Source organism: Kitasatospora sp. MAA19, from assembly GCF_029894125.1.
GTDB lineage: Bacteria > Actinomycetota > Actinomycetes > Streptomycetales > Streptomycetaceae > Kitasatospora.
Window position 1 is genome coordinate 54,903 of sequence record NZ_JARXYZ010000015.1, and the last position, 23,859, is coordinate 78,761.

Consider the following 23,859-nt stretch of genomic DNA (forward strand, 5'->3'; position numbering starts at 1 on the left):
AGATCGTAACGACGGGCCCGGGTCCCGTCATCGGACCGTGGTTGTACGACCGGAGGTGGCAGCCGGGGCGCGGGGTGTCAGCGCCGGTCCGATGCGGTGGCCGGGCCCTGCCAGGCACCGTTGAGCCCATGATCGAAGTCACCGAGCTGACCAAGCGCTTCGGCCGCACCACCGCCGTCGACCGCCTCACCTTCACCGTCCGGCCCGGCCATGTCACTGGCTTCCTGGGCCCGAACGGCGCGGGCAAGTCCACCACCCTGCGGCTGATCCTCGGCCTCAACGACCCGACCGGCGGCACCGCCACCGTCGACGGCCGCCCGTTCCGGGCCCGGTCGCGCGGCCTGCGCGACGTCGGCGCGCTGCTCGACGCGGGCGACGTCCACGGCGGGCGCAGCGGCGCGGCCCATCTGCGGGCGCTGGCCCGCAGCAACGCGATCCCGGCCGCGCGGGTCGAGGAGGTGCTGCACGAGGTCGGGCTCACCAAGGCCGCCGGGCGCCGGATCCGCGGGTACTCGCTCGGGATGCGGCAGCGGCTCGGCATCGCCGGCGCGCTGCTGGGCGACCCGCCGGTGCTGCTGTTCGACGAGCCGCTCAACGGGCTCGATCCGGAGGGCGTGCTGTGGGTGCGCGGGCTGTTCCGCCGCCTCGCCGCCGAGGGGAGGACGGTCTTCGTCTCCAGCCACATGATGGCCGAGATGGAGCACACCGCCGACCGGCTGGTGGTGGTCGGCCGGGGCCGGCTGATCGCCGACGAGAGCCTCACCGAGTTCGCCGCCCGGGCCGGCCACACCGACGTCACCGTCCGGGCGGCCGAACCCGACCGGCTGGCGGCCGTGTTGACCGCGGCGGGCGCCACCGTCCGGCCCGGCCCGGACGGCGCGCTGGCCGTGACCGGTCCCGACGCCACCCGGATCGGCGAACTCGCCCTGGAACACCGCCTGTTGCTGAACTCCCTGACCACCCGCACCGCCTCCCTGGAGGAAGCGTTCATGGAACTGACCGCCGACAGCGTCGAATACCTCGCCGGAGAGCCCCGATGACCACGCCGACCCTCACCACCGCCACGCCCTCGACCGGTATCGGCGCCGCCCCGCGCACCCGCTTGCGTGACCTGCTCGCCGCCGAGTGGATCAAGCTCTGGTCGCTGCGCTCGACCGCCTGGGTCCTGGGCCTGAGCGCCCTGTTCGTCATCGCCGCCAACCTCAAGTCGGCCCGGTACACCTACGACCACTACACCGTCGGCGAGGGCGATCCGACCACCATGCTGCAGGTCGCGCTCGGCGACTCCTTCACCGTCATCGCGGCCGACGTCGTGATGATCGTCGCGGGCAGCGTCGGCGCGCTCGCCGTGGTCGGCGAGTACGCGAGCGGGCTGATCCGCACCACGCTGGTGGCCGTCCCGGACCGCCGGGCGGTGATCACCGCCAAGGCCTGCGTGCTGACCGTGGTCATGCTCGGCTACGGCGTCCTCACCGCGGGCGTCTCCTTCGTCGCCTGCCAGGCCGTGCTCGCCGACACGCACATCGGCCTGTCCCTCGCCCACCCGGCCGCGCTGCGCTTCGTCGCGGCCGCCGCGCTGTTCGCCCCGGTCTGCGCACTGGCCGGGTTCGCCCTCGGCGCGCTGATCCGGCACACCGCCGGCGCCGTGGTGTCCACCGTCCTGGTGCTGTTCTTCCTGCCCGCGTTCTTCAACGAGCGCTACCGCTGGTCGGCCGACCTCCTGCACGCCATGCCGCTGCAGGCCTGGCGGCGACTGTCCCAGGTCGACCTGACGCACACGCTCCCGGTGGCGCACCCCGCCACCGTCGCCGGATCCTGGGCCACCTACGCGGCCTGGGCGCTCGCCTCGGTGGCGGTCGCCGTGGCGGTGGTCCACCGGCGCGACCACTGACCGACCCCGGATTCCTAATCGCCGTGCCAGCCCGCCGCCACGTCCGCCACCGCGACCAGCAGCGCCGCCAGCACCAGGCCCGCCGCGACGGCCACGCCCAGTTGGAAGGCCCACGCCCAGTCCGGGCGCGGGCCCTGGGCGTGGGCGAAGAACACCGAGCCGACGACCGCGATGCCCACCGCCGAGCCGACCCGCTGCGCGGTCTGCAGCACACCGCCCGCGCTGCCTGCGCGGGCGACCGGCACCTGCTGGAGGGTCAGCGTCTGGTTCGGGGAGATCACCAGCCCGCTGCCCACCCCGGCGACCAGCAGCGGCAGGGCCGTCGCCCAGGCCACCGACTGCCCCGGCCACTGCTGTACCGCCAGCGCCGAGGTCAGCAGGCCGAGCAGCACCAGCAGCAGCCCGGCCAGCACCAGCCGCCGCCCCAGCCGCCCGACCAGCCGCCCGCCCACCGCCGCGGCCACGGCCGAGCCGAGCGCGAACGGCGTGACCGCCACACCCGCCGCGAGCGCCGAGTAGTGCAGGCCCGTCTGCAGGTACAGCGTGAAGATGAAGAAGATCGCGGTGAACCCGGCGAAGTACACCAGCGACAGCGTCACCCCCGCCGCGTACGGGCGGACCGCGAACAGCCCCATGCTCACCAGCGGCTCCCGGTGCCGCGCGTAGTACCGCTCCCAGCCGACGAAGGCCGCGAGCAGCACCGCCGCCAGCGGCAGCAGCAGCCAGCGGGCCGCGCTGTGCCACTGCTGCTCCTGGACGAACGGCAGCAGCACCGCGACCGTCCCGGAGCCGAGCAGCAGCATCCCGACCGGGTCGAAGTCACGGTGCCCGGCCCGCGCGGCGGCCTGCGGCGCCGGAAGCAGCCGGTAGGCCAGCGGAAGGGCGGCCACGCCGATCGGCAGGTTGACGTAGAACACCCAGCGCCAGCCGTCGTGCGGGCCGAACAGGTGGATCAGCAGCCCGCCGAGCAGCGGGCCGACGGCGGTGGACAGACCGACGGTCGCGCCGAGCGCGCCGAAGGCCCGGCCGCGCTCGGCGCCCTGGAAGAGGACCTGGATGAACCCGGACACCTGCGGGACGAGCACACCGCCCGCCGCGCCCTGGAACAGCCGGGCCAGCACCAGCCAATCCTGGTTGCGCGCCGCCCCGGCCAGCGCGCTGGCCAGCGTGAACAGGGCCAGCCCGGTGAGGAAGACGGTCCGCCGGCTGCGCGCGTCCCCCAGCCGCCCGGCCGGGACGAGCACCAGGCCGAAGGCGAGCGCGTAGCCGCTCAGCACCCACTGCAGGCCGCTGTCGGACATGTGCAGCCCGGCCCGGACGGTCGGCAGGGCGACGTTGACGATGCTGACGTCCAACAACGTCATGAACCCGGCCACCAGGCAGACCGCGAGCGCCCGCCAGCGCCGCGCCGCGGCCCGCCCGCTGACGGCGGAGGCACTGGGCGGCGGGCCGTCCGGGATCCTGCGCGAGGGTTGGGCCGTCATGGGCGCCCCTTCCGAACGTCCGGCGGGCACGTCGCCGACCGGACGAGAGAGCCAGGCGGGCACCGGGCACACGCCGTCCGGCCATCGTGCGCCCCCGCCGCCCGCCACCGCCAGGCGGGCTGGCCCGCCCGCGCGGCCCGTTCACCCGGACGGCCGAGCCCGATCGCGTCCGGCGCGCGCGCCCCGGACGCTGAGGGAATGAGCGCCGCCACCGAAAGCCCGCCGTCCGCCCCGCCGGTGCTGGACATCCGGCAGCGGAACGTCGTCTTCGCCACCATCGTGCTCGGCATGCTGCTGGCCGCCCTGGACCAGACCATCGTCGGCACCGCGCTGCCCACCATCGTCGCGGACCTCGGCGGGGCCGCGCACATGTCCTGGGTGGTGACGGCCTATCTGCTGGCCGAGACGGTGGCCACCGTGCTGGCCGGCAAGTTCGGCGACCTGTACGGGCGCAAGCTGCTGTTCCAGGTCTCGGCGATCGTCTTCATCACCGGCTCGTTCTTCTGCGGCCTGGCGACCAACATGACGCTGCTGATCGCCTGGCGGGCGCTCCAGGGCATCGGCGCGGGCGGTCTGATGGTGACGGCCATGGCCCTGATCGCGGACGTCATCCCGCTGCGCGAGCGCGGCAAGTACCAGGGCGCGATCGGCGCGGTGTTCGGCGTGGCGACGGTGATCGGGCCGCTGCTGGGCGGGCTGTTCACCGACCACCTGTCCTGGCGCTGGGCGTTCTACGTCAACGTGCCGATCGCGATCGTGGTGGTGGCCGCGGCCGCCCGGACGATTCCCTCGGTGCGTTCGGCGCTGCGCCCGGTCGTCGACTACCTGGGGATCGCGCTGGTCGCGGTCGGCGCCAGCGCCCTGATCCTGGCGACCAGTTGGGGCGGCAACGAGTACGCCTGGGGCTCCGGGGTGATCATCGCCCTGTTCGCCGGCGGCGCCGTCGCCCTCGGCCTGTTCTGCTGGGCGGAGACCAGGGCCGCCGAACCGATGCTGCCGATGCGGCTGTTCCGCAACCCGGTGTTCGCGGTCTGCTCGGTGCTCAGCTTCATCGTCGGCTTCGCGATGCTCGGCGCGCTGACCTTCCTGCCGACCTACCTGCAGTACGTCGACGGCGACTCCGCGACCGTCTCCGGCGTACGGATGCTCCCGATGGTGATCGGGCTGCTGCTCGCCTCGATCGGCAGCGGCACCGCCGTCAGCAGGACCGGGCAGTACCGGCTGTTCCCGATCGTCGGCACCCTGGTGATGGCCGTCGGCCTCTACCTGCTCTCCCGGCTCGAACCCGGGACGGGCACCGCGCTCGCCTCCTTCTACATGTTCGTCCTCGGCGTCGGCATCGGGCTGAGCATGCAGGTGCTCACCATCGCCGTGCAGAACACCGTCGACTACGCGGACCTCGGCACCGCCACCTCAGGGGTGACCTTCTTCCGCACCATCGGCAGCTCCTTCGGCACCGCCGTGTTCGGCACCATCTACGCCAACAGCCTCAAGACCGAACTGGCCAAGGGCGTGGCCGCCTCGGCCCGCCTCACCGGCGCGGACCCGGCGCTGATCGCCCGCGCCGCCGAGAGCCCGCAGGGCCTGCACGGACTGCCCGCCGCACAGGCGGCGCCGATCGTCCAGGGCTACTCCGACGCCCTGCACACCGTGTTCCTGTGGACGGTGCCGGTCGCCCTGGTCGGCTTCGTGGTCGCGCTCTTCCTCAAGCAGGTGCAGCTGCGGGACACCGCCCGGGCCGGCTCCACCGACATCGGCGAGGGCTTCGCCCAGCCGACCACCAGCGACTCCGACCCGCACCTGGAGTTCGCGGTCGGCAAACTCGTCCGCGGCGTGGACCTCGACACCGTCCGCACGATCGTCGACGACGCCGACACCCGGGTCGACCTGGCCGGGGCCTGGGCGCTGATGGAGGTCGCCGGCCACACCAAGGCCGTCGGCCAGGCCTCCCTGGACCTCATCGCCACCCGCAAGCGGGTACCGCCCGAGGTGCTGGAGCCGGTCTTCGACCGGATGGCCGCCGAGGGCTACCTCACCCGCGACGGCGACCGGCTCTCCCCCACCGAGGCCGGCACCCGGGAGGTCCGCGCCCTGGCCCGGGCCTGGTCGGACTGGCTCAACGCCCGCCTGGACGCCGACGCCGGACGCCCGCGCAGCGCCCAGCTGCGCACCGCGGCGGACGCCATCGCCTGGCGCCTGATGATCGAGGACCTCGCCAACGGCCTCCCGTCCCACGCCCGTTCGAAGGTGACCAGCCGGACGTAGGGGCCCCGGTGTCAGGGCTTCCGCGCCAGGACCAGCTCGCGCCGCTCGCCGTCGGCCATCAGGTCGCCGGGCTCGTCGGTGTCGGCGAAGCCGTTGCGGCGGTAGAGGGCGATGGCGGCGTCGTTGTCCGGGTTCACCGCCAGCTTGAGAGTGGCGTACCCCTGCTCGGCGGCCCAGCGGGCGATCTCGCCGATCAGCCGGTCCCCGACGCCCCGGCCGCGCGCCGCCGGGCCGACCCACAGGGAGATCAGCTCGGCGGCGGTCTCGTCCTCGTCGGCGGGCACGCCGCTGGCCATCGCGACCGGGCGGCCGTCCAGCACCGCCACCAGGTCCAGGGCGCCGGGGATCTCCAGCCGGGAGCGCCAGCGGGCCTCGTGGTCGCCGGCGCCCTGCCAGTCGGCCAGGGTCGAGCCGAAGGCGTACGGCGCCTCGGTCAGCGCGGCCAGGCGCAGCTCGCGCCAGAGCGGCCAGTCGTCGGAGCTGAGGCGGCGCAGTTCGGGTTCGGTCCGCTCGGGTTCGGGCCGCTCGGGTTCGGGCCGCTCGGGTTCGGGCCGCTCGGGTTCGTGCGGTTCAGGCAGTTCGCGCAGTTCAGACATGGTGCGGACCCTGCCGTACGCCCGGCCGCCGCGGCAACCCGATTATCGGCGACCCGCTTGACCGAGGAGCTGCGCGACCGGATCGGCGCTGCCCGAGGCGCTCAGCTCCTGCACCAGCTCGCAGTTCCTGGCGATCCTGCTGGAGACCCACTCGCGCAGCCACTCGGACAGGTGCGGGAGCGGCAGGTCGGACGGGGCCAGCCCGGCGAGCACGCACCCGGTTGCCGCCGCTCCGCCGACGTTGACCACCACGTCCGGCAGGACGGTGTGGCCGGCCTCGCGCAGCAACCGGCGGGCCGGAGCGGTACAGCTCAGGTTTCCGCCCTCGACCACCAGGCGGGCCCGGACCGCCGGCACCGCCTCCTCGTCGACCGCGGCGGCGGATGCCGCCAGCACCAGCACGTCGGCGTCGACGTGCAGCCACGCCTGCCCGGGCCCGTGGACCGTGACCCGGGCGGGCAGCCGGCTCCGGTCGATCGTGCCGTCGCTGCTGGTGAGCGCGGCGAGTTCGGCGACGGGCAGTCCGCGGTGGTCCTCGATGGTGCCCCGGACGTCGGCCACGGCCACCACCCGGTGGCCGTGGGCGGCCAGGTGACCGGCCACCGCGCGCCCGACGGTGCCGAAGCCCTGGATCGCGATGCGCTGCGGGGTCCGCGCACCGGAGGCCCGTAGGGCGCCGAGCACCGCGACGGCCACGCCGAACCCGGTGATGTCGGCCATGCGGTCCCACAGTTCGGCCCAGCCGACGGTGAGGCGGGTGGTGCCGGGCCGGCGGGTGACGTCGTACCCGGCGGCCTCGAAGGCCAGCTGCCGGTCGGCGTAGGTGGTGCCCTGGTCGCAGCCCAGGTACACCCCGCCGTGCAGCAGCGGGGCCGCGGCGCGGCCGAACCCCCGCATCACCACCTGCCGTTCGACGGTGGCGCCCGGATCGGGTGCGATGCCGGCCTTGGCGCCACCGATGGGCAGGCCGACCAGCGCCAGCTTGTGGGTCATCGCCCTGGCGAGCCCGGTCAGCTCCTGCTCGGTCACCGTCCGGGTCATTCTGGTGCCGCCCATGGCCAGGCCGTCGACCATGGAGTCGACGACGACCCAGCCTCGGGCCTGGCACCCCGGGAGGTTCAGGGTGGTGGAGAGCATGGGCTCGGTCACCCGGCGCGCACCGTGCGGTGCGAGCGTCCGGTTCACTGCGCACCGTCCTCCGGGACGGACCGCAGGCGCAGGCTGCGCGGGCGCATGTCGGTCCACACGCGTTCGATGTGCGCGAGGCATTCGTCCTTCGCACCCCGTACACCGATCTCGTGCCAGCCCGCCGGCGACTCGCGGTCGGCGGACCAGATCGAGTACTGCTCCTCGTCGTTGACGACGACCTTCCACTGCTCGGGTGCTTCGCTGGTCATGCCGTTACCTCCAGAGGTCGGTGGTTGGGGGGTCCGCCGGGCGGCGGACGGGTGGATCCGGTTCGAGGCCGGCGTCGAGGCGGGCGCCAAGACGGGCGTCGAGGCGGGCGTCGAGGCCGTCCAGCCATTCCGGCAGGCTGGCGGCGCGCAGGAGGCCCGTCCCGACGAGCACACCGGCGTAGCCCTCCCCGAGCAGGCGGGCGGCGTCATCGGGGCAGCGGACGGCCCCGGCACTCACCGGGCACCGGGTGCCGCTGCTCAGCACTGCGGGCAGGAGTGACGAGCTTCGCCCGAGGTCGCCCGCGCCGCGTTCGCGGGTGGCGATGTCCTTGTTGTTCACCGCGACCACGCACTCCTCGGCGCGTGGCACGCGGCTGATCTCCTCCTCGGTGGTGACCTCGACGAACGGCGTCAGGCCCAGGCGCAGGCCGAGGTCGACCAGCTGGCCCAGGGTGGCGCGCGGCAGCAGCGCGGCGGTCAGCAGGATCGCGGACGCGCCGCTCTCGCGGGCCTGGTGCAGTTGGCTCCGGCGGGTGATGAAGTCCTTCTGCAGCACGGGCAGGTCCGTCGCTGCCACGACCTCGTGCAACAGGTCCCGGGTGCCGCCGAACCACCGCCCGGTCACCACGGACAGGCAGGGTGCGCCGACGTCCTGGTAGTCGGCGACCAAACGGGCGGCCGACCTGTCACCGAACAGGTCGTGCCCTGCGGCGTCCTGCCGCTTGAGCTCCATGATCACCGGTCGGCGGGCGTCCAGCAGCGCCTCGATGAACTCGCCCGTCATCTAGTCCCTCTGCCGTCCGTCACTCCCCAGCCGCGCCGCACGGCCGTGACCCGGTCGGTGCTCAGCCGTCCGTCGAGGTCCCTGGCCGCCGTGTCCACGTCGATGCCCAGGAACAGGGGGTGGTCCACCACCGCCCGGTAGTCCTCCCGGTTGTCGGCCGAGATGCCGCCGGCCAGCAGGAAGGGGCGTGAGAGGCGGTCCGCGATCTCGATGACGGCCCCGCAGTCCGCCGGTTGCCCGGTACTGCCGATCCGGCCGTCCCCGGCCACCGCGTCCAGCAGGAAGAGGTCCGTGCCCGCCCGCTCGTACGCCGCGATCAGGGACCGCTCCGCGCGGGTGTCCGCACCGAGGTGCAGCACCTTGACCACGTTGAGGTCCGTGGTGCTCTTCAGGGCGCGGACCAGGCCCGGCGGCTGGTAGCCGTGCAGTTGGACCCACCGCACCCGGGCCGCGGCCGTCGCCGCGCGCAGCACCTCGGCGTCGCGGAGGAAGGTCACGAGGACCGGATGCAGTCGCGCCGTTCGGTGTACGACGTCCGCGAGCACCGTGAGTTGACGGAGCGTCAGCTCCGCGCGACCCCCGGGAACGCCGTGCCACAGGCCGACGAGGTCGGCCCCGGCGCTGTCGAGCGATGCCACGTCCTCGGCCGAGGCGGCTCCGCAGATCTTGACCAGCATCAGGTGTCACAACCCCAACATGGCGGCGATGCGGTTGCGTTGGATCTCCGACGTGCCCGAGTAGATCGGGCCGGCGACCGCGTCGCGCACGTCCTTCTCCAGTCCGTACTCGGCCAGGTACCCGCTGCCGCCGAAGATCTGCACGGCGGCCAGCGCGGAGGAGAGGTTGCTCTCGCTGGCGAGCAGCTTGCTGACGGCGATGTCCTTCGTGACGTTCTCGCCCTCCGCCAGCCGGACCGCCGTGTCGTAGAGCCATTTCCGCGCGGTGTCCAGGCGGATCTCCATGTCCACGAGCTTGTGGGAGATCGACTGGTACGAGCCGATCGGCTTGCCGAACTGGACGCGTTCCTTGGCGTACTCGACGCAGCGGTCGAGCCGGTACCGCATCTGCCCGGTGTTGATGACGAAGGAGCAGAGGATCTCCCACTTCATCACGTGGTCCAGGACCAGGAACCCGGATCCGACCCGGCCGATCACGGCGGATGCGGGGATCCTGCAGTCGTCGAAGTGCAGTTCGCTCAGCGGCGCGGTCCGCAGCCCCATGGTGGCGACGGGTGGCCCGACGACGAGCCCCGGGGTGTCCCGCTCCACGACGAAGGCGGTGATGCTGAGCGGGCCGTGCTTCGGGTGGGTGCGCGCGTAGACCACGAACACGTCGGCCACCGGGCCGTTGGTGACGAAGGACTTGCCGCCCCGCAGCACGAAGCCGTCGCCCTCACGGGTGGCCGTGGTCCTCATCGCCAGCGCGTCGGAGCCGCTCTCGGTCTCACTGATCGCATGCGCCCCGATCGTCTCTCCGGAGCAGATCCCCGGCAGGTGGCGCGCCTTGAGCTCCGGCGAGCCGAACCGCTGCAGCGGGACTCCGACGCTGACCAGGTGGGTGGCGACCGAGAAGTTCAGTCCGCCGTCACGGCACCCGGTACCGAGTTGTTCGAGTACGTGCATGGTGGTGAGCAGGTCCTGGCCCAGCCCGCCCCACTGCTCGTCGAACGGCAGGCCGAGGATTCCGGACCGCTGGATCAGCTTCCACTTGTCCCACGGGAAGGCGCCTTCCGCGTCCCCTTCGAGATGGCCGGAGCTGAGCTCCTCGCACCACTGGCCGATCCCCTCGCCCAGAGCGATCTGGTCGGCGTTCCACCTGATCATCTGTCAGTCCTGTTAGTACTCGGAGAAATCGGCTGAGTCCAGGTTGTGGCGTTCGTCGCCGCGCAACGCGGGCGAGAACACGCACACCAGGCGGAGGTCCTCGTCCTGGCCCGCGATCAGGAAGTGGGCGTCGTGCCGGTCGAGCGCGTACAGCGTGCCCGGCTCGATCGGGTGGGACGTGCCGTCGGCGTCCACGACCTCGCCCGTTCCCTTGATGCAGTAGCAGGCCTCCAGGTGGCGGCGGTACTCCAGCCTCGACTTGGTGCCGGCGCGGACGGTGGTGTCCGTCATCGTGTAGCCCAGGCCGTCGGATTCGAGAAGGAACCTGCGGCTGAGCCCGTTGCCCCAGTCCACGGTCGTCACCTCGTCAAGGCGTCGGACGATCATCGGGTGTGCCTCCTAGCGGCTTGCTGAATACGGCGAAATGGTGTGCACGAAGGTGTGGAACTCCTCGACCACGTCGACCCCTTCGGCGAGGGCGTGCTCGATGCGGGCGACCCCGGCGCTGCCCACGACCGCGGCGTCGGCGCCGAGGCCGTGCAGCAGGGCGATGTCCGCCCTGGAGCGGACGCCGAATCCGACGGCGATCGGTACGGCGGTCGTCTTCCGCAGTGCGGCCAGCGCGGCGGCCAGCTCCTGGCGGTCGGCCGTGAGCCTGCCGCCGCTGCGGCCGTAGTGGGCCACCAGGTACAGGTACGCGGTGGCGCACTCGGCGGCCGCGGCCTTCACCTCGGCCGCCGACGCGGCGTAGCAGGTGGCGACCAGGGGCAGCCCCGCCTCCTGCACCGCTTCGAGGCAGTCGGCCCGTAGCCGCGGTGGCAGGCCGTGGACCAGCAGCCCGTCGACGCCCGAGTCGGCGACCCGCCGGACGAAGCCGGGCACGGTCAGGTCTCTGACCGTATGGCTCCAGTCGGCCAGCAGTGCCACCCGCAGGTGGCGCAGCCGGGGCAGGATCCCGCTGAGGAAGTCGAGCACCTCGTCGAGTCCGCCGCCGTCGGCCAGGGCCCGCTGCGCCGATCGGCGGATGACCGGCCCGTCGGTGACCGAGTGGGGAAAGGGCACCGCCAGCTCCAGGCAGTCCACCCGGCAGTCGTCGAGCATCCGCATGACGTCGGCCAGGACGGACAGCGGGGGGTCTCCGGCGTTGAGGAACATCGCCAGACCGGGCTGGTCCGGTGGCCGGCGGGCGAAGAACCCGCTCACCGCGCACGCGCCGTAGCCACCACGCGGCGCGCCGGTTGCGCACGCAAGCGGTCGACGAGGTCGCGTGCGGCGCCGCTGCGAAGGGCGTCGTCGGCCGCCCTGACCGCCTCCGGCCACTCGCCGATCAGCCCGCTCGCGACGGCCAGTGCGGCGGCGTTCAGGCAGACGGTCCGCGTCGCGAGATCCGTCCCGTCTCCGGAGAGCACGCCGAGGAAGTGGTCGACCACGTCCGCTCCCCCTCCGCTCGGCCGCAGTTCGGCGATCGCGCCGGGCCCGGGACCGGAAGCCTCGGCCCGCAGCCGGATCCCGTCGGTGCCGTCATTGGTGAGGACGACGTTGTCGACGGAGCTGACGAGCTCGTCGATTCCCAGCTCGTTGGAGCACAGCCAGATCCTCCGGTCGGCAACGGTGGCGGCGACATGGCCCAGGGTCGGCAACAGCGAATGGTCCGAGACACCGACGAGCTGGGCGGAGACCGGCACCGCGGCCAGGAAGGGGCCGACGGAGTTGATGAATCCGCCGATCATCCGCAGGTCCATCGGCACGATGCTCCGGGCCAGCAGCGCGACCTCCCGCGGGTAGACGAAGTTCCCCGGGAAGGCGATGCCGAAGCGTTCCAGTACGGCGTCGGTCTGCTCGTACGAGGTGGTCGTTCCGATGCCGAGGCGGTCGAGCAGATCGTGGGAGCCGCAGGTGCTCGTGTAGGCGCGGGATCCCGTCTTGACGATGCGGACGCCCAGGGCGGCGGCGACGAACGCCGCCGCGGTGGAGATGTTGAACGTGGCCGGCCCGCCTCCGGTGCCGACGATGTTGGCCGTGTCGTCCAGCCGCGCGGCGACGGCCGGCCGGCGCTCGTCCAGCGAGCGGAGCATCCCGACCAGCGTGTCCCGATCGGGCATCCGGGTGGACAGCGAGGACAGCAGCGCCACCGTCTCGCCGGACCGGAGAGCGCCGTCACGCAGCTGGTCCCAGAAGGACCCCCACATCTCCTGATCGACGGAGCGGTCCCGGTCGATCAGCGCTCGCAGCACCTCGTGCATGACTAGTGGGAGTCCGTCCGGTGCTGCTGGGCCCGTTCGATGAACCTGCTGATCGAACCGACGGAGCGGAAGCTGTCCGGGTCGAGGTCGAGGTCGATCTCCTCAACGCGCAGGTCGAAGCGATCCTCAAGCCAGGCGATCGTCTTGAGCAGGCCCAGGCTGTCGATGACCCCGCCGTCCACGAGGTCGTAGTCGGAGTCCAGCTCGTTCGCGCCGACGTCCGGCAGGAACTCCTCGATGATGAACTGCGTGACTACCGCGGCGTGTTTCACGTGGCCGTTCCTTCGTTTGGCTGGGACGGGGAGCAGGCGCGCTCCACGGGCCTGCGGTCGATCTTTCCGGTGGACGTCCTGGGCAGCGGGTCGTCCACGATCAGCAGGGCCGAGGGGACCGCGGTGAGCGGAAGCCGTTGTGCGCAGTGCCGGCGCAGCGCCAGCGAGTTCAGCCGGCTGTCCGGGGCGCGACGGACCACGCTCCGCAGCAGGCGGCCGGCCACCGGGTCGGGCACGGCCACCACGGCCGCCTCGACGACGTCAGGATGGTCGAGCAACACCTGCTCGACCTCATGGGTGTTGACCCGCACGCCGCGGACCTTGACCTGGTGGTCGTTTCGGCCTTCCAGGGTGATGCGGCCGTCCCGGTCACGCCGCACGAGGTCGCCGCTGCGGAAGTAGCGCCGCGTCTCCCCGTCGTGGTGATGGGTCGCGAACGTGTCCGCGTCCTGTTCCCGGTCCAGGTAGCCGTCGGTCTGGAAAGGCGTCGTGACCTGGAGCTCGCCGGTTCCCGGCCCGGTCAGGATCCCGCCGTCGGCACCGACGATCACCGCGTGGACTCCGGGCAGCGGGCGCCCGATCGGCACCGGGCCGTCCGCCGGCTCGGTGCCGTCGACCTCGTGCAGGAAGCTGTCGTTGGTCTCGGTACAGCCGTAGACGTTGTAGAATCGCGCGCCGGTGAACAGCTGCGGAAATTCGGCCAGGCAGCGGGCGGGCATGCTGTCACCGGTGAAGACGACGTGCTCGACCGTGTCGAGCCGCCGGCCGCTCTCCGTGGCCGCGTCGACCAGTAGCCGGTAGAACATCGGTACCGCCTGGACGAGTTGGACCGCGTGGCGGGACACGAGGTCCAGCAGGTGGCCCGGGTGGGTGGCCCGGGCCGGATCGACCAGGACGACGCGGCCGCCGTACTTGAGCGTGGTCCAGATGTCCAGCAGGCACAGATCGAAGGTGAGCGGGGCGTAGTTGAGGACCGTCGTTCCCCGACGGATGCCGAACCGCTCGCCGGCCCAGGTGGTGAAGCGGTCCACCGCCCCCGTACTCAGTGGCACGATCTTCGGCCGCCCGGTGGAACCGGAGGTGGTGAACATGAAGGAGACGTCGGCGGGCTCCGTACGGCGGGGCGCCTTCGGTTCCGCAGGCCGGTCCGAGGCACCCGGCCCGGGTCCGGGCGCCTGGGGGCTCTCCGGCGACAGGACGTGCCGGATTCCGGCCTGCTCGACCAACGCGTGGGGCGTTCTCCCCTCCGGCGTGGGCGCCGGCAGCAGCAGAAAGCGCCGCCCCTCCAGCAGGCAGGCGAGCACCAGCGCGATCGCCGAGGGCGACTTGGCGGCCAGGATGCCGATCGGCTCGTCCTCGCCCGGGGCGAGCCGGGCGATCCGGACGCGCTCCCGCTCCGCCAGCCGGTGGAGTTCACGGTAGGTCGTCTCTTCTCCGTGCCATACCAGCGCCGGATCACCGGGGTGGCTGGTGGCGTGCGAGACGAATGAACCCACCAGGTTCTGCTGCTGCATCACGACTTCTCCGAGTTCATGCAACGGGGTGAGTTCATAGACAACGGATGAGTTCATGCAACGGGTTCACCGATCTCATTCGAAACAATGAGGGCCCGACACGAAAGGGGCCCACCCGGCCGCCCGCTGGCGACAGAAGAATTATCACGTGGTGCCCGTCCACGGAAGTGGGGCCCTCGAACCACACCATGACGGGACGTCAGAGAGGGTGCCATGGCCTGCCGCGCCGATGCTAGCCGTGGAGCGTGTTCGATCTACATAAGGATTCCCGTGGGCTGGCGTAAAGATTGTCTTGATGCCCGCAATCCTCTTCTCGATCTTGTGGAGTGAGACGGGAGCCACCTAGTATCCGCCGTACTGTTCGCGAAGTAGCGAATCGGCGAGAGGATTTCCGGGGCGCTGAAGCGTTCCCAATCGCCGTGAAAGGTGGATCCGTCATGCCTGGCCCCGATCGGCGCGCGCACGCTCCGACCCTGTTGTCCTTCGCCCAGCAACGGCTGTGGTTCCTCGATCGGCTGCGGCCGGGTCGGCCGGACCACAACGTCCCGACCGCGGTTCGCCTGCGCGGCCGGCTGGACCAGGGGGCGCTCGCCCGGGCGCTGACCGAAGTCGTGCGGCGCCACGAGGTGTTGCGCGGCAGGATCGTCGACTCCGAGGACGGCCCGTGCCACGTCACGGAGCCGGTCGAGACCTTCGTGCCGACGATCACCGATCTGACGCACACCTCGGCGGAGCAGGCCTGGCAGCGGGCCCGGGAGCTGGTGGCCGCCGATCTGGCGGCCCCGTTCGACCTCGGGACCGCTCCGATGCTGCGGGCCCGACTGATCCGCACCGCCCCCGACGACCATCTGCTGCTCCTGGTGATCCACCACATCGCCTGTGACGGCTGGTCGCTGTCGGTGTTGTGGCAGGAGTTCTCCGCCGTGTACGGCGCCGCCGTCGACGGCCGGCCGATCGCCCTGGCGGACCTGCCCGTCCAGTACGCCGATTTCGCCGACTGGCAACGGAGCCACCAGGCCGGGACAGCACTGCTGGACCAACTCGCCTACTGGCACGAGCGCTTGGCCGACCTGAGCCCGTCGGCGCTCCCGACCGACCGAACCCGCCCCGCGGTGTGGTCAGGCCGGGGCGACCAGGTCGAGATCGAGATCCCCGCAGAACTCGCCGACCGCATACGCACACTGGGGCGCGCCCACGAGGTGACGCCGTTCATGACGCTGCTGGCCGCCTTCCAGGTCCTGCTCGCGCGCTGCACGGGACAGGCCGACGTGACGGTGGGGACACCGATCTCCGGGCGGACCCGGATCGAGGTGGAGCCGCTGGTCGGCTTCTTCGTCAACACGCTCGTCCTGCGCACCGACCTGTCGGGCGACCCCGGCTTCACCGACGTGCTCGCCCGGGTACGGCGGTGCGCGGTGGAGGCCTACGCCCACCAGGACGTCCCCTTCGAACGGCTGGTGCAGGAGCTGCGGCCCGAACGCGATCTCGGCCAACACCCGCTGTTCACCGTCATGTTCCAGGTGGAGGATCCGCCCGCGCTCCCGTCCGGCCTCCCAGGGCTTGCGGTGAGTGATCATCAGATACCGAACGACGTGGCGAAGTTCGACATCGAGGTCTCCATGACGGACCGCGGCGATCGCTTCACCGGCGTCATCCGCTACGCTGCCGACCTCTTCGACCGCGACACGGTGCGTCAACTCTCCGAGGGTTTCAGGACGCTGCTCGACCATCTCGTCGGCAGTCCCGAACGGCCGATATCGGCGTGGGAGACCCCTCCCGGCCTCCGCGTGAGCCGCTCCACTCCCGCCACTCCCGCCACTCCCGCCGTGCAGCCCACGGCCCCGCAGCCCGATGCCGACCAGGCCGGCGCTCCCGCCACCAGGACCGAGACCGAGCTTCTCGTGCTGGAGACCTGGGCCGAGGTGCTCGATGTCACCCCGGACGGCGTGCACAGCGACTTCTTCGAGCTGGGCGGCCACTCGCTCCTCGCCTCGAAGGTCATGTCCCGACTCGGCCGGGCACTCGACCTCGAACTGCCGGTCGCCCTGCTGTTCTACCACCCGACCGTCGCCGAACTCGCCGGCGGCATCGACGCGGCGTTGCTGGCGGACCTCGGCGCCGCCGCCGAAGCGGAACCGCTTCCCGCCGGAAAGGCCCGTCACCCGTGAAGGCACAGCACAGTCGACCCGAGCCCGGCCAACCGACCGGTGCCACGCCCGGAGCCATCCCCTCGACCGGTGCCACGCCGGCCGCCACCCGGGCCCTGCTCGATCAACGCGTCCGCGCGGCCCGGAACAGGACCGCCGAGGGCGAGCCGGGAGCTGCGGTCCCACCCCGCCCGGAGGGTGCGCAGGTGACGTCGTTCACCCAGGAACGCATGTGGCTGATCGAGCGGCTGTCCAACGGCCCCGCGATGTACAACGTCCACGAGGTCTTCCGGCTGCACGGGCCGCTGGACGTGGCCGCCCTCGGCCACAGCCTCACCGAGCTGGTGCGGCGCCACGAAGTCCTGCGCACCGCCTTCCCCGAGCAGGACGGGCGCCCCAGCCCCTCGGTCGAGCCGGCCCGGCCGCTCGACCTGCCCGTCACGGACCTCCGGACCGAGCCCGCGGAACACCGGACGCAGCTGACCCTCGATCTCGTTCACGCCGAGATCCTGCGCCCGTTCGACCTGACCACCGCCCCGCTGCTGCGCGCATCACTGCTGCGGGTCGACGAGGACGAACACGTCCTGGTGGTGGTCGTCCACCACATCGCGGTCGACGGCTGGTCGATGCCGCTGCTGTGGGACGACCTGTCGGCGATGTACCGGAGCCGGCTGGAAGGTCGCGAGCACGAGCTGCCCCCCTTGCGGATCCAGTACGCGGACTTCGCCCACTGGCAGCGGGCCCGGCTCTCCGGCGAACGTCTGCAGCGCCAGCTGGACTACTGGCGCGCACAGCTGTCCGGGCTGTCCCCGCTGGACCTGCCCACCGACCGTCCGCGCGGACCGGTCCGCGCGGGCCGGGGCGAGCGGATCACCTTCACGGTGCCCGCGGAACTGGCCGGGCGGTTGCGGCTGCTGGGCCGACGGCACGGCGCGACGATGTTCATGACGCTGCTCGCCGCGTTCCAGGCCCTGCTCGCCCGCTACAGCGGGCAGTCCGACGTGGCGGTCGGCACACCGGTCGCGGGCCGGACCCGTCCGGAACTCGACCCGCTGGTGGGCTCGTTCATCAACACCGTGGTCATCCGCACCGACCTCTCGGGCGACCCGAGCTTCGCCGAACTGCTCGATCGGGTCCGCCGGACCGCCGTGGACGCCTACGCGCACCAGGACGTGCCGTTCGAACGGCTGGTGCAGGAGCTGCGGCCGGCCCGCGGTCTCGACCGCAACCCGCTGTTCCAGGTGATGTTCGCCGGCCTGTCCGACCCGACCGCCTCCCTCCGGCTGGTGGGGACGGAGGTCGAACAGATCGACGTCGACAACGGCACGGCCAAGGTCGACCTCAGCCTGGTGATAGCCGACCGGCCGACCGGGACAACCGGGACCGTGGCCTTCGACACCGATCTGTTCGACCGCGCGAGCGTGGAGCGTCTGGTCGGCCACTACCTCCGGCTGCTGGACGCCGCGTCCAGCGATCCCGACCGTCCCGTCTCGCGCCTGGACCTGCTCACCGAGGCCGAGCGCGAAGCGCTGCTGGTGGCCGCCAACGCCACCGACGAACCCTTTCCCGCGGACCTCTGCGTTCACGAGCTGGTCGAGGAGCAGGCCCGGCTGACCCCCGACGCGGTGGCGGTCCGCTGCGGCGCCCAGCGACTGACCTACCGGGAACTCGACTGCCGGGCCAACCAGTTGGCCCGGCACCTACGAGCCCGGGGAGCACGGCCGGAACGCCTGGTCGGCGTGTGCCTGCCGCGCTCGGCGGACCTGGTCGTGGCCCTGCTGGCCGTCCTCAAGTCGGGCGCCGCCTACCTGCCACTGGACCCGGACCTCCCGGCCCAGCGCATGTCGTTCATGCTCGCCGACGCCGAAGTGCCGCTGCTGCTCACCCAGCGCTCCCTGGCCGACCGGTTGCCGCAGCACGGCGCCGCGACGGTGTGGATGGACGCCGAGGCCCGGCTCGTCGCGGCCCTGCCCGAGGACCGGCTGCCACCGCTCGCGACGCCCGCCAACCTGGCGTACTCGATCTACACCTCCGGTTCGACCGGCCGCCCCAAGGCCGTGCTGGTCCCGCACGAGGGCGTGGTCAACTACCTGGTGGTCCGCGGCCGACAGCTGGACCTCGGCGAGGCCGATGTCGTCGCCTCGGTGGCCTCGATCTCCTTCGACGTCATCGTCCCCCAGGTGCTCATGCCCCTGGCCTGGGGCGCGAGCGTGGTGATCGCCCCGTCGGAGGTCGCGGTCGACGGCCCGCGCCTGACGGAGATGATGCGCGAGTTCGGCGTCACCACGCTCATGGCCACACCGGCCACCTGGCTCCTGCTGCTGGACGGCGGCTGGCAGGGCGGCCGGTTCCAGGCGATCTGCGTGGGCGAACCGCTCCAGCCCGCCCTGGCCCGACGGCTCCTCGACCGGGTCTCCACGCTGTGGAACGGCTACGGTCCCACCGAGGCGTCCGTCGGTTGTGTCACCCGGCGCGTGGACGCCGAACGGGATCTGGCCCGGCCAGGCGCGTCCGTGCCGATCGGCCGGCCGCTCGGCAACCTCCGGATCTACCTGCTGGACCCGGCCGGCGCCCCGGTGCCCGTCGGTGTACCGGGTGAGATCCACATCGGTGGGGTCGGCGTCACCCGCGGGTACGCCAACCGGCCGGGGCTGACCGCCGAGCGCTTCGTGCCCGATCCGTTCGGTGCCGACGGCGGCCGGCTGTACCGGACCGGCGACCTGGCGCGGTACCTGCCGGACGGCAGCCTCGTCTTCCTCGGCCGCACCGACGAGCAGGTGAAGATCCGGGGATACCGCATCGAACTGGGCGAGGTCGAGGCCGCGTTGTGCGCGCAGCCCGGTGTCGCCAGGGCCGCGGTGACGGTGCGGGGCGGCGGGACGGACGCCGAACTGGCCGGCTACCTGGTGTGGCAGGACCGGCCCGGTGACCTGGCGGTCCTGCGGCGCTCCCTGCGCGAGACCCTGCCCGAGTTCATGGTGCCCACGACGCTGACCGCACTCGACCGGATCCCGCTGACCACGAACGGCAAGGTGGATCGCGGGGCCCTGCCCGCGCCCGCCCGCCACGGCCACGAGGCGGGTGCGCTACCGCCGCGGGACCTGCTGGAACTCCTGATGACCAGGATCTGGGAGCGCGTGCTGGGCACCCCGCGGGTCGGCGTCCGGGACGACTTCTTCGCGCTGGGCGGGCATTCCCTCAGGGCGGTCGAGCTCGTGGAGGCGATCCGGCGGGAGTGGGGGGTCACCGTGCCGCTGAACACGGTGTTCCGCCATCCCACCGTCGAGGGTCTGTGCGCGGAACTGCCCAACGCGTCGCGGGCCCTGCGCCGGCTCGTGGTTCCGCTGGCCGAAGGAGACCGCCGCAGGGCGCCGCTGATCCTGGTGCACCCGCAGAGCGGCGATGTGTGCTCCTTCCTCCACCTGGCCGGACACCTCACCGAACCAGTCACTGAACCAGTCACCGAACGGCACGCCGAACCCCTCGCCGGCGGCCGGCCCGTCTACGGCCTGGAGGCCGTCGGCTACAACACCGACGAGCCGCCCCTGGCCACCGTCGAGGAGCAGGCGCAGCGCTACCTGCGGGAGCTGCGGTCCGTACTGCCCGACGGCCCGTACCTGCTGGCCGGCTGGTCCTTCGGCGGGCTGGTCGCCTTCGAGATGGCCCGCCTGCTGGAGGAGCAGGGGAACCCCCCGGGATTCCTCGGGATCATCGACGTCGGAGCACCCGCGTTCACCGGTGGGTCCACCGACGGGTCCACCGACGGGTCCGACCACGGGTCCACCGGTGGGTCCGACGACCATGACGCGCACGGGACGGCCCGGTTCGCGCTCGCCTCCGGGCTGCCCACCGGAGCCGTCGGAGACCTCCACGAGCTCGACGAGCAGGACGCCCTCTCCCTGCTGCTCCACGACGCGCACGCCCGTGAGCGCCTTCCCCTGCGGGTGCGCACCGAACAACTGCGGCGCATGGTGCGGGTCTTCACCACCAACGGCGACGCCGCCCGACGCTACCGGTCAACGGCACGGCTGCGGACACCGATCCACCTGTTCACGAGCGCCGAGACCCACCCCGCGCTCGCCGGCCCGGTCGTGGTCCCCGCCCGGTGGCGGGAACGCACCCGGGGGGCGTTGAGCGTGGTCGAGGTACCCGGCAACCACCACGACATGCTGTCGCCGCCCCACGTCGCGCCCTTCGCCGACGCGCTGTCGGCCATCCTGGAGGAGCTCGGATGAGCGACGGACACGAGCTTCCGTTGTCGTCGGCGCAGTCCGGCATCTGGTTCGCCCACCACCTGCGCCCCGGCAGCCCCGCCTACAACACCGGCGAGTACGTGGACATCCCCGGGCCGATCGACGCGGAGCTGTTCGAGACGGCCGTGCGGCGCGTGGTGGACGAGACCGAGTCACTGCGCGTTCGCCTCACCGACGGTGCCGAGGGCCCCCGGCAGGTCGTCACCCCGTCGCCCGACTGGTCGATGCACCACGTCGACCTCACGTCGACACCGGATCCGTTGCGGGCGGCCGAGCGCTGGATGCGCACCGACCTGTCCACACCGGTCGGGCTCACCCGGGACCCGCTGTTCCGCCAGGCCCTGTTCACCATCGCGCCGGACCGCTTCCTCTGGTACCAGCGCGTCCACCACATCGTGGTCGACGGCTTCAGCATGTCGCTCATCGCGCGCCGCGTCGCCAAGACCTACACCAGACTGGTCGAGGGCAGGGGCGGGGCAGGACCGACCTTCGGGCCGCTGAGCCTGCTGCTGGCGCACGACGCTGCCTACCACGCGTCGGAACAGCCCGAACAGGACCGGGCGTTCTGGGCGGACCGGCTGGCCGGCCGCCCGGATCCCGTCAGCCTCGCCAGCCGCTCGGCGGCCGCCTCGGACGGCTTCCTGCGCCGTACCAGCACCCTCGACGCGCCCACCGTGGCCGCGCTGCGGCGGGCCGCACGACCCGCCGGGGCGAGCTGGCCCACCGCCTTCACCGCAACGGTCGCCGCGTACCTCCACCGCCTCAGCGGCGAACGGGACATCGTGCTCAGCATGCCGGTGACCGGGCGCACCGGCTCCTCCGCGCCGGCCGTCCCCGGCATGGTGGCGAACGTGGTGCCGCTGCGGCTGCGCGTGCACCCGGAACAGGGTCTGTCCGCACTCGTGCGACAGGTGGCCGAGGAGATCGCCGCCCTGCGCCGGCACCAGCGCCACCGCAGCGAGGACCTGCGCAGGGAGCTGGATCCGGCACGGTCGGAACGGGTCCTGTTCGGGCCCGTCGTCAACATCATGTCCTTCTACTACCACCTGGACTTCGCGGGCGTCCGGGCCACCGCGCACAACCTGTCCAACGGGCCGGTCGAGGATCTCTCGTTCTCCGTCTACGACCGCTCCGAGGGCACCGAGCCCCGGCTCGACGTCGATGCGAACCCCGCGCTCTACTCGGAGGCCGAACTCACCGCCCACCAGCAGCGGTTCCTGCGGTTCCTGAACGCGGTGGCCGCCGCCGACCCGGGCCGGCCGATCGGCCGGCCCGACCTCCTCACCCCCGAGGAACGGCACCGGACCGTCGTGGCCGCCAACCGCACCACGCATCCGCTGCCGCACCCGACGGTGCCGCTGGCCTTCGCGGCCGAGGTCGGGCGCACGCCCGATGCGCCCGCCGTGGTGTGCGGGGAAACCACCCTGTCCTACGCGGAGTTGAACGCCCGGGCCAACCGGCTGGCCCACCGGCTCATCGCCCTGGGTGTCCGCTGCGACAGCACGGTGGCCGTACTCATGGAACGCTCCGCCGACGTGGTGGTGTCGGTCCTGGCGATCAGCAAGGCGGGCGGCGCCTACGTGCCGCTGGACACCCGGGCCCCGATCGCCCGCCTGCGTCGCGTCCTGGACGACACCGGGGCGGCGGTGCTGCTCACCCACCGGGCCACCCGGGACCACGCACTGTCCCACGGCACACCGGGTGTCGTCGTCGACGCCGACCCCGGCCTCGCCTTCGAGTCGACCACCGACCCCGTCGTGCCGCTGCGCCCGGATCACCTGGCCTGCGTCCTGTACACCTCGGGGTCCACGGGCTCGCCGAAGGGGGTGGCCCTGAGCCACCGCAACGTCGTCAGCCTGACCGCGCAACGCTGTTGGCGCGACGAGGACGGCCCGCGGGTACTCGCCCACTCCCCGCACGCCTTCGACGCCTCGACCTACGAGTGGTGGGTGCCGCTGCTCAACGGGGGCCGGGTGGTCGTGGCCCCGCCCGGCGAGCTGGCGCTCTCGGACCTCCACCGGCTCGTCGTCGATCACCGGGTCGGTGCGCTGTGGTTGACGGCCGGGCTGTTCCGGGTGTTCGCCGAGGAGTCCCCCGGCACGCTGGCCCGGGTCGGCCAGGTGTGGACCGGCGGTGACATCGTGCCGGCCGATGCGGTCCGGCGCGTCCTGGCCCGGTGTCCGAACTCCGTGGTGGTCGCCGGGTACGGCCCGACCGAAGCCACCACGTTCACCACGCGCAGGGTGCTCCGCCCCGGTCAGGCCGTGCCCGACGTCGTCCCCCTCGGCCGACCGATGGACAACCGGCGGGTGTACGTCCTGGACGAGGCGCTGTCGCCGGTGCCGCCGGGGGTGGCCGGCGTGCTGTACGTCGCCGGTGCGGGCATGGCGCGCGGGTACCTGAACGACCCCCGCCGGACGGCCGGCCAGTTCGTGCCGTGCCCGTTCGGCGAACCGGGCGAGCGGATGTACCGCACGGGTGACGTGGTCCGCTGGAACGCCGAGGGGGAACTCGAGTTCCTCGGCCGCGCGGACGAGCAGGTCAAGCTCCACGGTTTCCGCATCGAGCTGGGCGAGATCGAGGCGGTTCTGGCCGGGCATCCGGCCGTCGCCCAGGCGACCGTGGTCGCCGGCCCGGGTACCTCGCCCGGCAGGCGTCTGATCGGCTACGTCGTCCCGGCGGGGGGCTCGGGGCTCGACCCGGCGTCGGTGCGGGAGCACGCCTCCGCGGTGCTGCCGGACTACATGGTGCCCTCGGTGATCGTCACGCTCGACGCCTTTCCCCTGACGCCCAGAGGGAAGATCGACCGGGCCGCGCTGCCCGTCCCGGACCTCGCACCGGCACCGTCCGGGCCTGGGCCGCGAACCCCGGCGGAGCAGACCATGTGCGCGCTGTTCGCCGAGGTACTCGGCCTGCCCACGGTGGGCGTCGACGGCGGTTTCTTCGCGCTGGGCGGCAATTCCCTGCTCGCGACCCGGCTGGTCAACCGGGTGCGGGTGAGGTTCGGCCGTGAACTCACCCTCGGCGCCCTGTTCCAGGCACCCACGCCGGCGCGCCTGGTCGAAGCGCTCGAGGAAGCCCCGGACGCCGCGGCCGTACCGGATCTCTCACCACGTACACGACTCTGACAGCGATCACAGGAAGCACCTCGGCATGGTCCACACCCTCCCCCATCCCGACGAAACGCCGG

18 protein-coding genes are annotated in these 23,859 nt (G+C 72.4%); 6 read left to right on the plus strand and 12 right to left on the minus strand.

Going from position 1 to position 23,859, the window contains the following annotated elements; all coding sequences use genetic code 11:
* Positions 1-128 precede the first annotated feature (128 nt).
* Both P3T27_RS22865 and P3T27_RS22870 read left to right on the plus strand, forming a co-directional pair.
* Entirely contained in the window at positions 129-1,040 is a 912-nt protein-coding gene (locus tag P3T27_RS22865; protein ID WP_280681341.1) for an ATP-binding cassette domain-containing protein, read from the plus strand.
* On the plus strand, positions 1,037-1,891 hold the full coding sequence (locus tag P3T27_RS22870; protein WP_280681342.1) for an ABC transporter permease subunit: 855 nt from the start codon (positions 1,037-1,039) through the stop codon (positions 1,889-1,891). Before P3T27_RS22865 ends, P3T27_RS22870 begins: the two co-directional genes overlap by 4 nt.
* A 14-nt stretch (positions 1,892-1,905) precedes the next feature.
* Here P3T27_RS22870 and P3T27_RS22875 read toward each other — a convergent pair whose 3' ends face one another.
* Positions 1,906-3,375, minus strand: coding sequence for an MFS transporter (locus P3T27_RS22875; RefSeq protein ID WP_280681344.1), 1,470 nt, complete (start codon positions 3,373-3,375; stop codon positions 1,906-1,908).
* Between the two features lie 198 nt (positions 3,376-3,573).
* Between P3T27_RS22875 and P3T27_RS22880 the strand changes: the two genes are divergently transcribed.
* A complete protein-coding gene (locus P3T27_RS22880; protein ID WP_280681346.1) occupies positions 3,574-5,640 on the plus strand; it encodes an MDR family MFS transporter in 2,067 nt (688 codons plus the stop codon).
* An 11-nt stretch (positions 5,641-5,651) separates the two neighbouring features.
* On the opposite strand, the gene P3T27_RS22885 is transcribed toward P3T27_RS22880, so the two are convergent.
* The 11 genes from P3T27_RS22885 to P3T27_RS22935 are packed head-to-tail and all read right to left on the minus strand — an operon-like array spanning position 5,652 to position 14,269.
* Positions 5,652-6,236 carry a GNAT family N-acetyltransferase gene (locus P3T27_RS22885; RefSeq protein WP_280681347.1) on the minus strand — a complete coding sequence of 195 codons (585 nt, stop codon included), beginning with the start codon at positions 6,234-6,236 and terminating at the stop codon, positions 5,652-5,654.
* 42 nt (positions 6,237-6,278) lie between these two features.
* Entirely contained in the window at positions 6,279-7,385 is a 1,107-nt protein-coding gene (locus P3T27_RS22890) for a Glu/Leu/Phe/Val dehydrogenase dimerization domain-containing protein (protein ID WP_280681353.1), read from the minus strand.
* A gap of 32 nt (positions 7,386-7,417) precedes the next feature.
* Positions 7,418-7,633, minus strand: coding sequence for an MbtH family NRPS accessory protein (locus tag P3T27_RS22895; protein ID WP_280681355.1), 216 nt, complete (start codon positions 7,631-7,633; stop codon positions 7,418-7,420).
* Positions 7,634-7,637: 4 nt separating this feature from the next.
* Complete coding sequence (locus tag P3T27_RS22900; RefSeq protein ID WP_280681357.1) at positions 7,638-8,417, minus strand: indole-3-glycerol-phosphate synthase; 780 nt, start codon at positions 8,415-8,417, stop codon at positions 7,638-7,640.
* Positions 8,414-9,094: an N-(5'-phosphoribosyl)anthranilate isomerase gene (locus tag P3T27_RS22905; protein ID WP_280681359.1), complete on the minus strand. Its 681-nt coding sequence runs from the start codon at positions 9,092-9,094 to the stop codon at positions 8,414-8,416. The genes P3T27_RS22900 and P3T27_RS22905 overlap by 4 nt, the downstream gene beginning before the upstream one ends.
* A 6-nt stretch (positions 9,095-9,100) precedes the next feature.
* Positions 9,101-10,240 (minus strand): acyl-CoA dehydrogenase family protein, encoded by a 1,140-nt coding sequence (locus tag P3T27_RS22910; protein WP_280681361.1) that lies wholly within the window; start codon positions 10,238-10,240, stop codon positions 9,101-9,103.
* Positions 10,241-10,252: 12 nt separating this feature from the next.
* Entirely contained in the window at positions 10,253-10,627 is a 375-nt protein-coding gene (locus P3T27_RS22915) for an ectoine synthase (protein ID WP_280681363.1), read from the minus strand.
* 12 nt (positions 10,628-10,639) lie between these two features.
* Positions 10,640-11,443, minus strand: coding sequence for a tryptophan synthase subunit alpha (trpA, locus tag P3T27_RS22920; RefSeq protein ID WP_280681364.1), 804 nt, complete (start codon positions 11,441-11,443; stop codon positions 10,640-10,642).
* A complete protein-coding gene (locus P3T27_RS22925; protein WP_280681366.1) occupies positions 11,440-12,483 on the minus strand; it encodes an anthranilate phosphoribosyltransferase in 1,044 nt (347 codons plus the stop codon). Before P3T27_RS22925 ends, trpA begins: the two co-directional genes overlap by 4 nt.
* 2 nt (positions 12,484-12,485) lie before the next feature.
* Positions 12,486-12,755 carry an acyl carrier protein gene (locus P3T27_RS22930; protein WP_280681367.1) on the minus strand — a complete coding sequence of 90 codons (270 nt, stop codon included), beginning with the start codon at positions 12,753-12,755 and terminating at the stop codon, positions 12,486-12,488.
* Complete coding sequence (locus P3T27_RS22935; protein WP_280681369.1) at positions 12,752-14,269, minus strand: AMP-binding protein; 1,518 nt, start codon at positions 14,267-14,269, stop codon at positions 12,752-12,754. Before P3T27_RS22935 ends, P3T27_RS22930 begins: the two co-directional genes overlap by 4 nt.
* Positions 14,270-14,706: 437 nt before the next feature.
* Here P3T27_RS22935 and P3T27_RS22940 point away from each other — a divergent pair, with 437 nt between their 5' ends.
* The 3 genes from P3T27_RS22940 to P3T27_RS22950 all read left to right on the plus strand — a co-directional run bounded on the left by P3T27_RS22940 (position 14,707) and on the right by P3T27_RS22950 (position 23,797).
* Complete coding sequence (locus P3T27_RS22940) at positions 14,707-16,437, plus strand: condensation domain-containing protein (protein ID WP_280681372.1); 1,731 nt, start codon at positions 14,707-14,709, stop codon at positions 16,435-16,437.
* Positions 16,438-16,622: 185 nt separating this feature from the next.
* Complete coding sequence (locus tag P3T27_RS22945; RefSeq protein WP_280681374.1) at positions 16,623-20,651, plus strand: amino acid adenylation domain-containing protein; 4,029 nt, start codon at positions 16,623-16,625, stop codon at positions 20,649-20,651.
* A complete protein-coding gene (locus P3T27_RS22950; protein WP_280681376.1) occupies positions 20,648-23,797 on the plus strand; it encodes an amino acid adenylation domain-containing protein in 3,150 nt (1,049 codons plus the stop codon). Before P3T27_RS22945 ends, P3T27_RS22950 begins: the two co-directional genes overlap by 4 nt.
* The last annotated feature ends 62 nt before the right edge of the window (positions 23,798-23,859 follow it).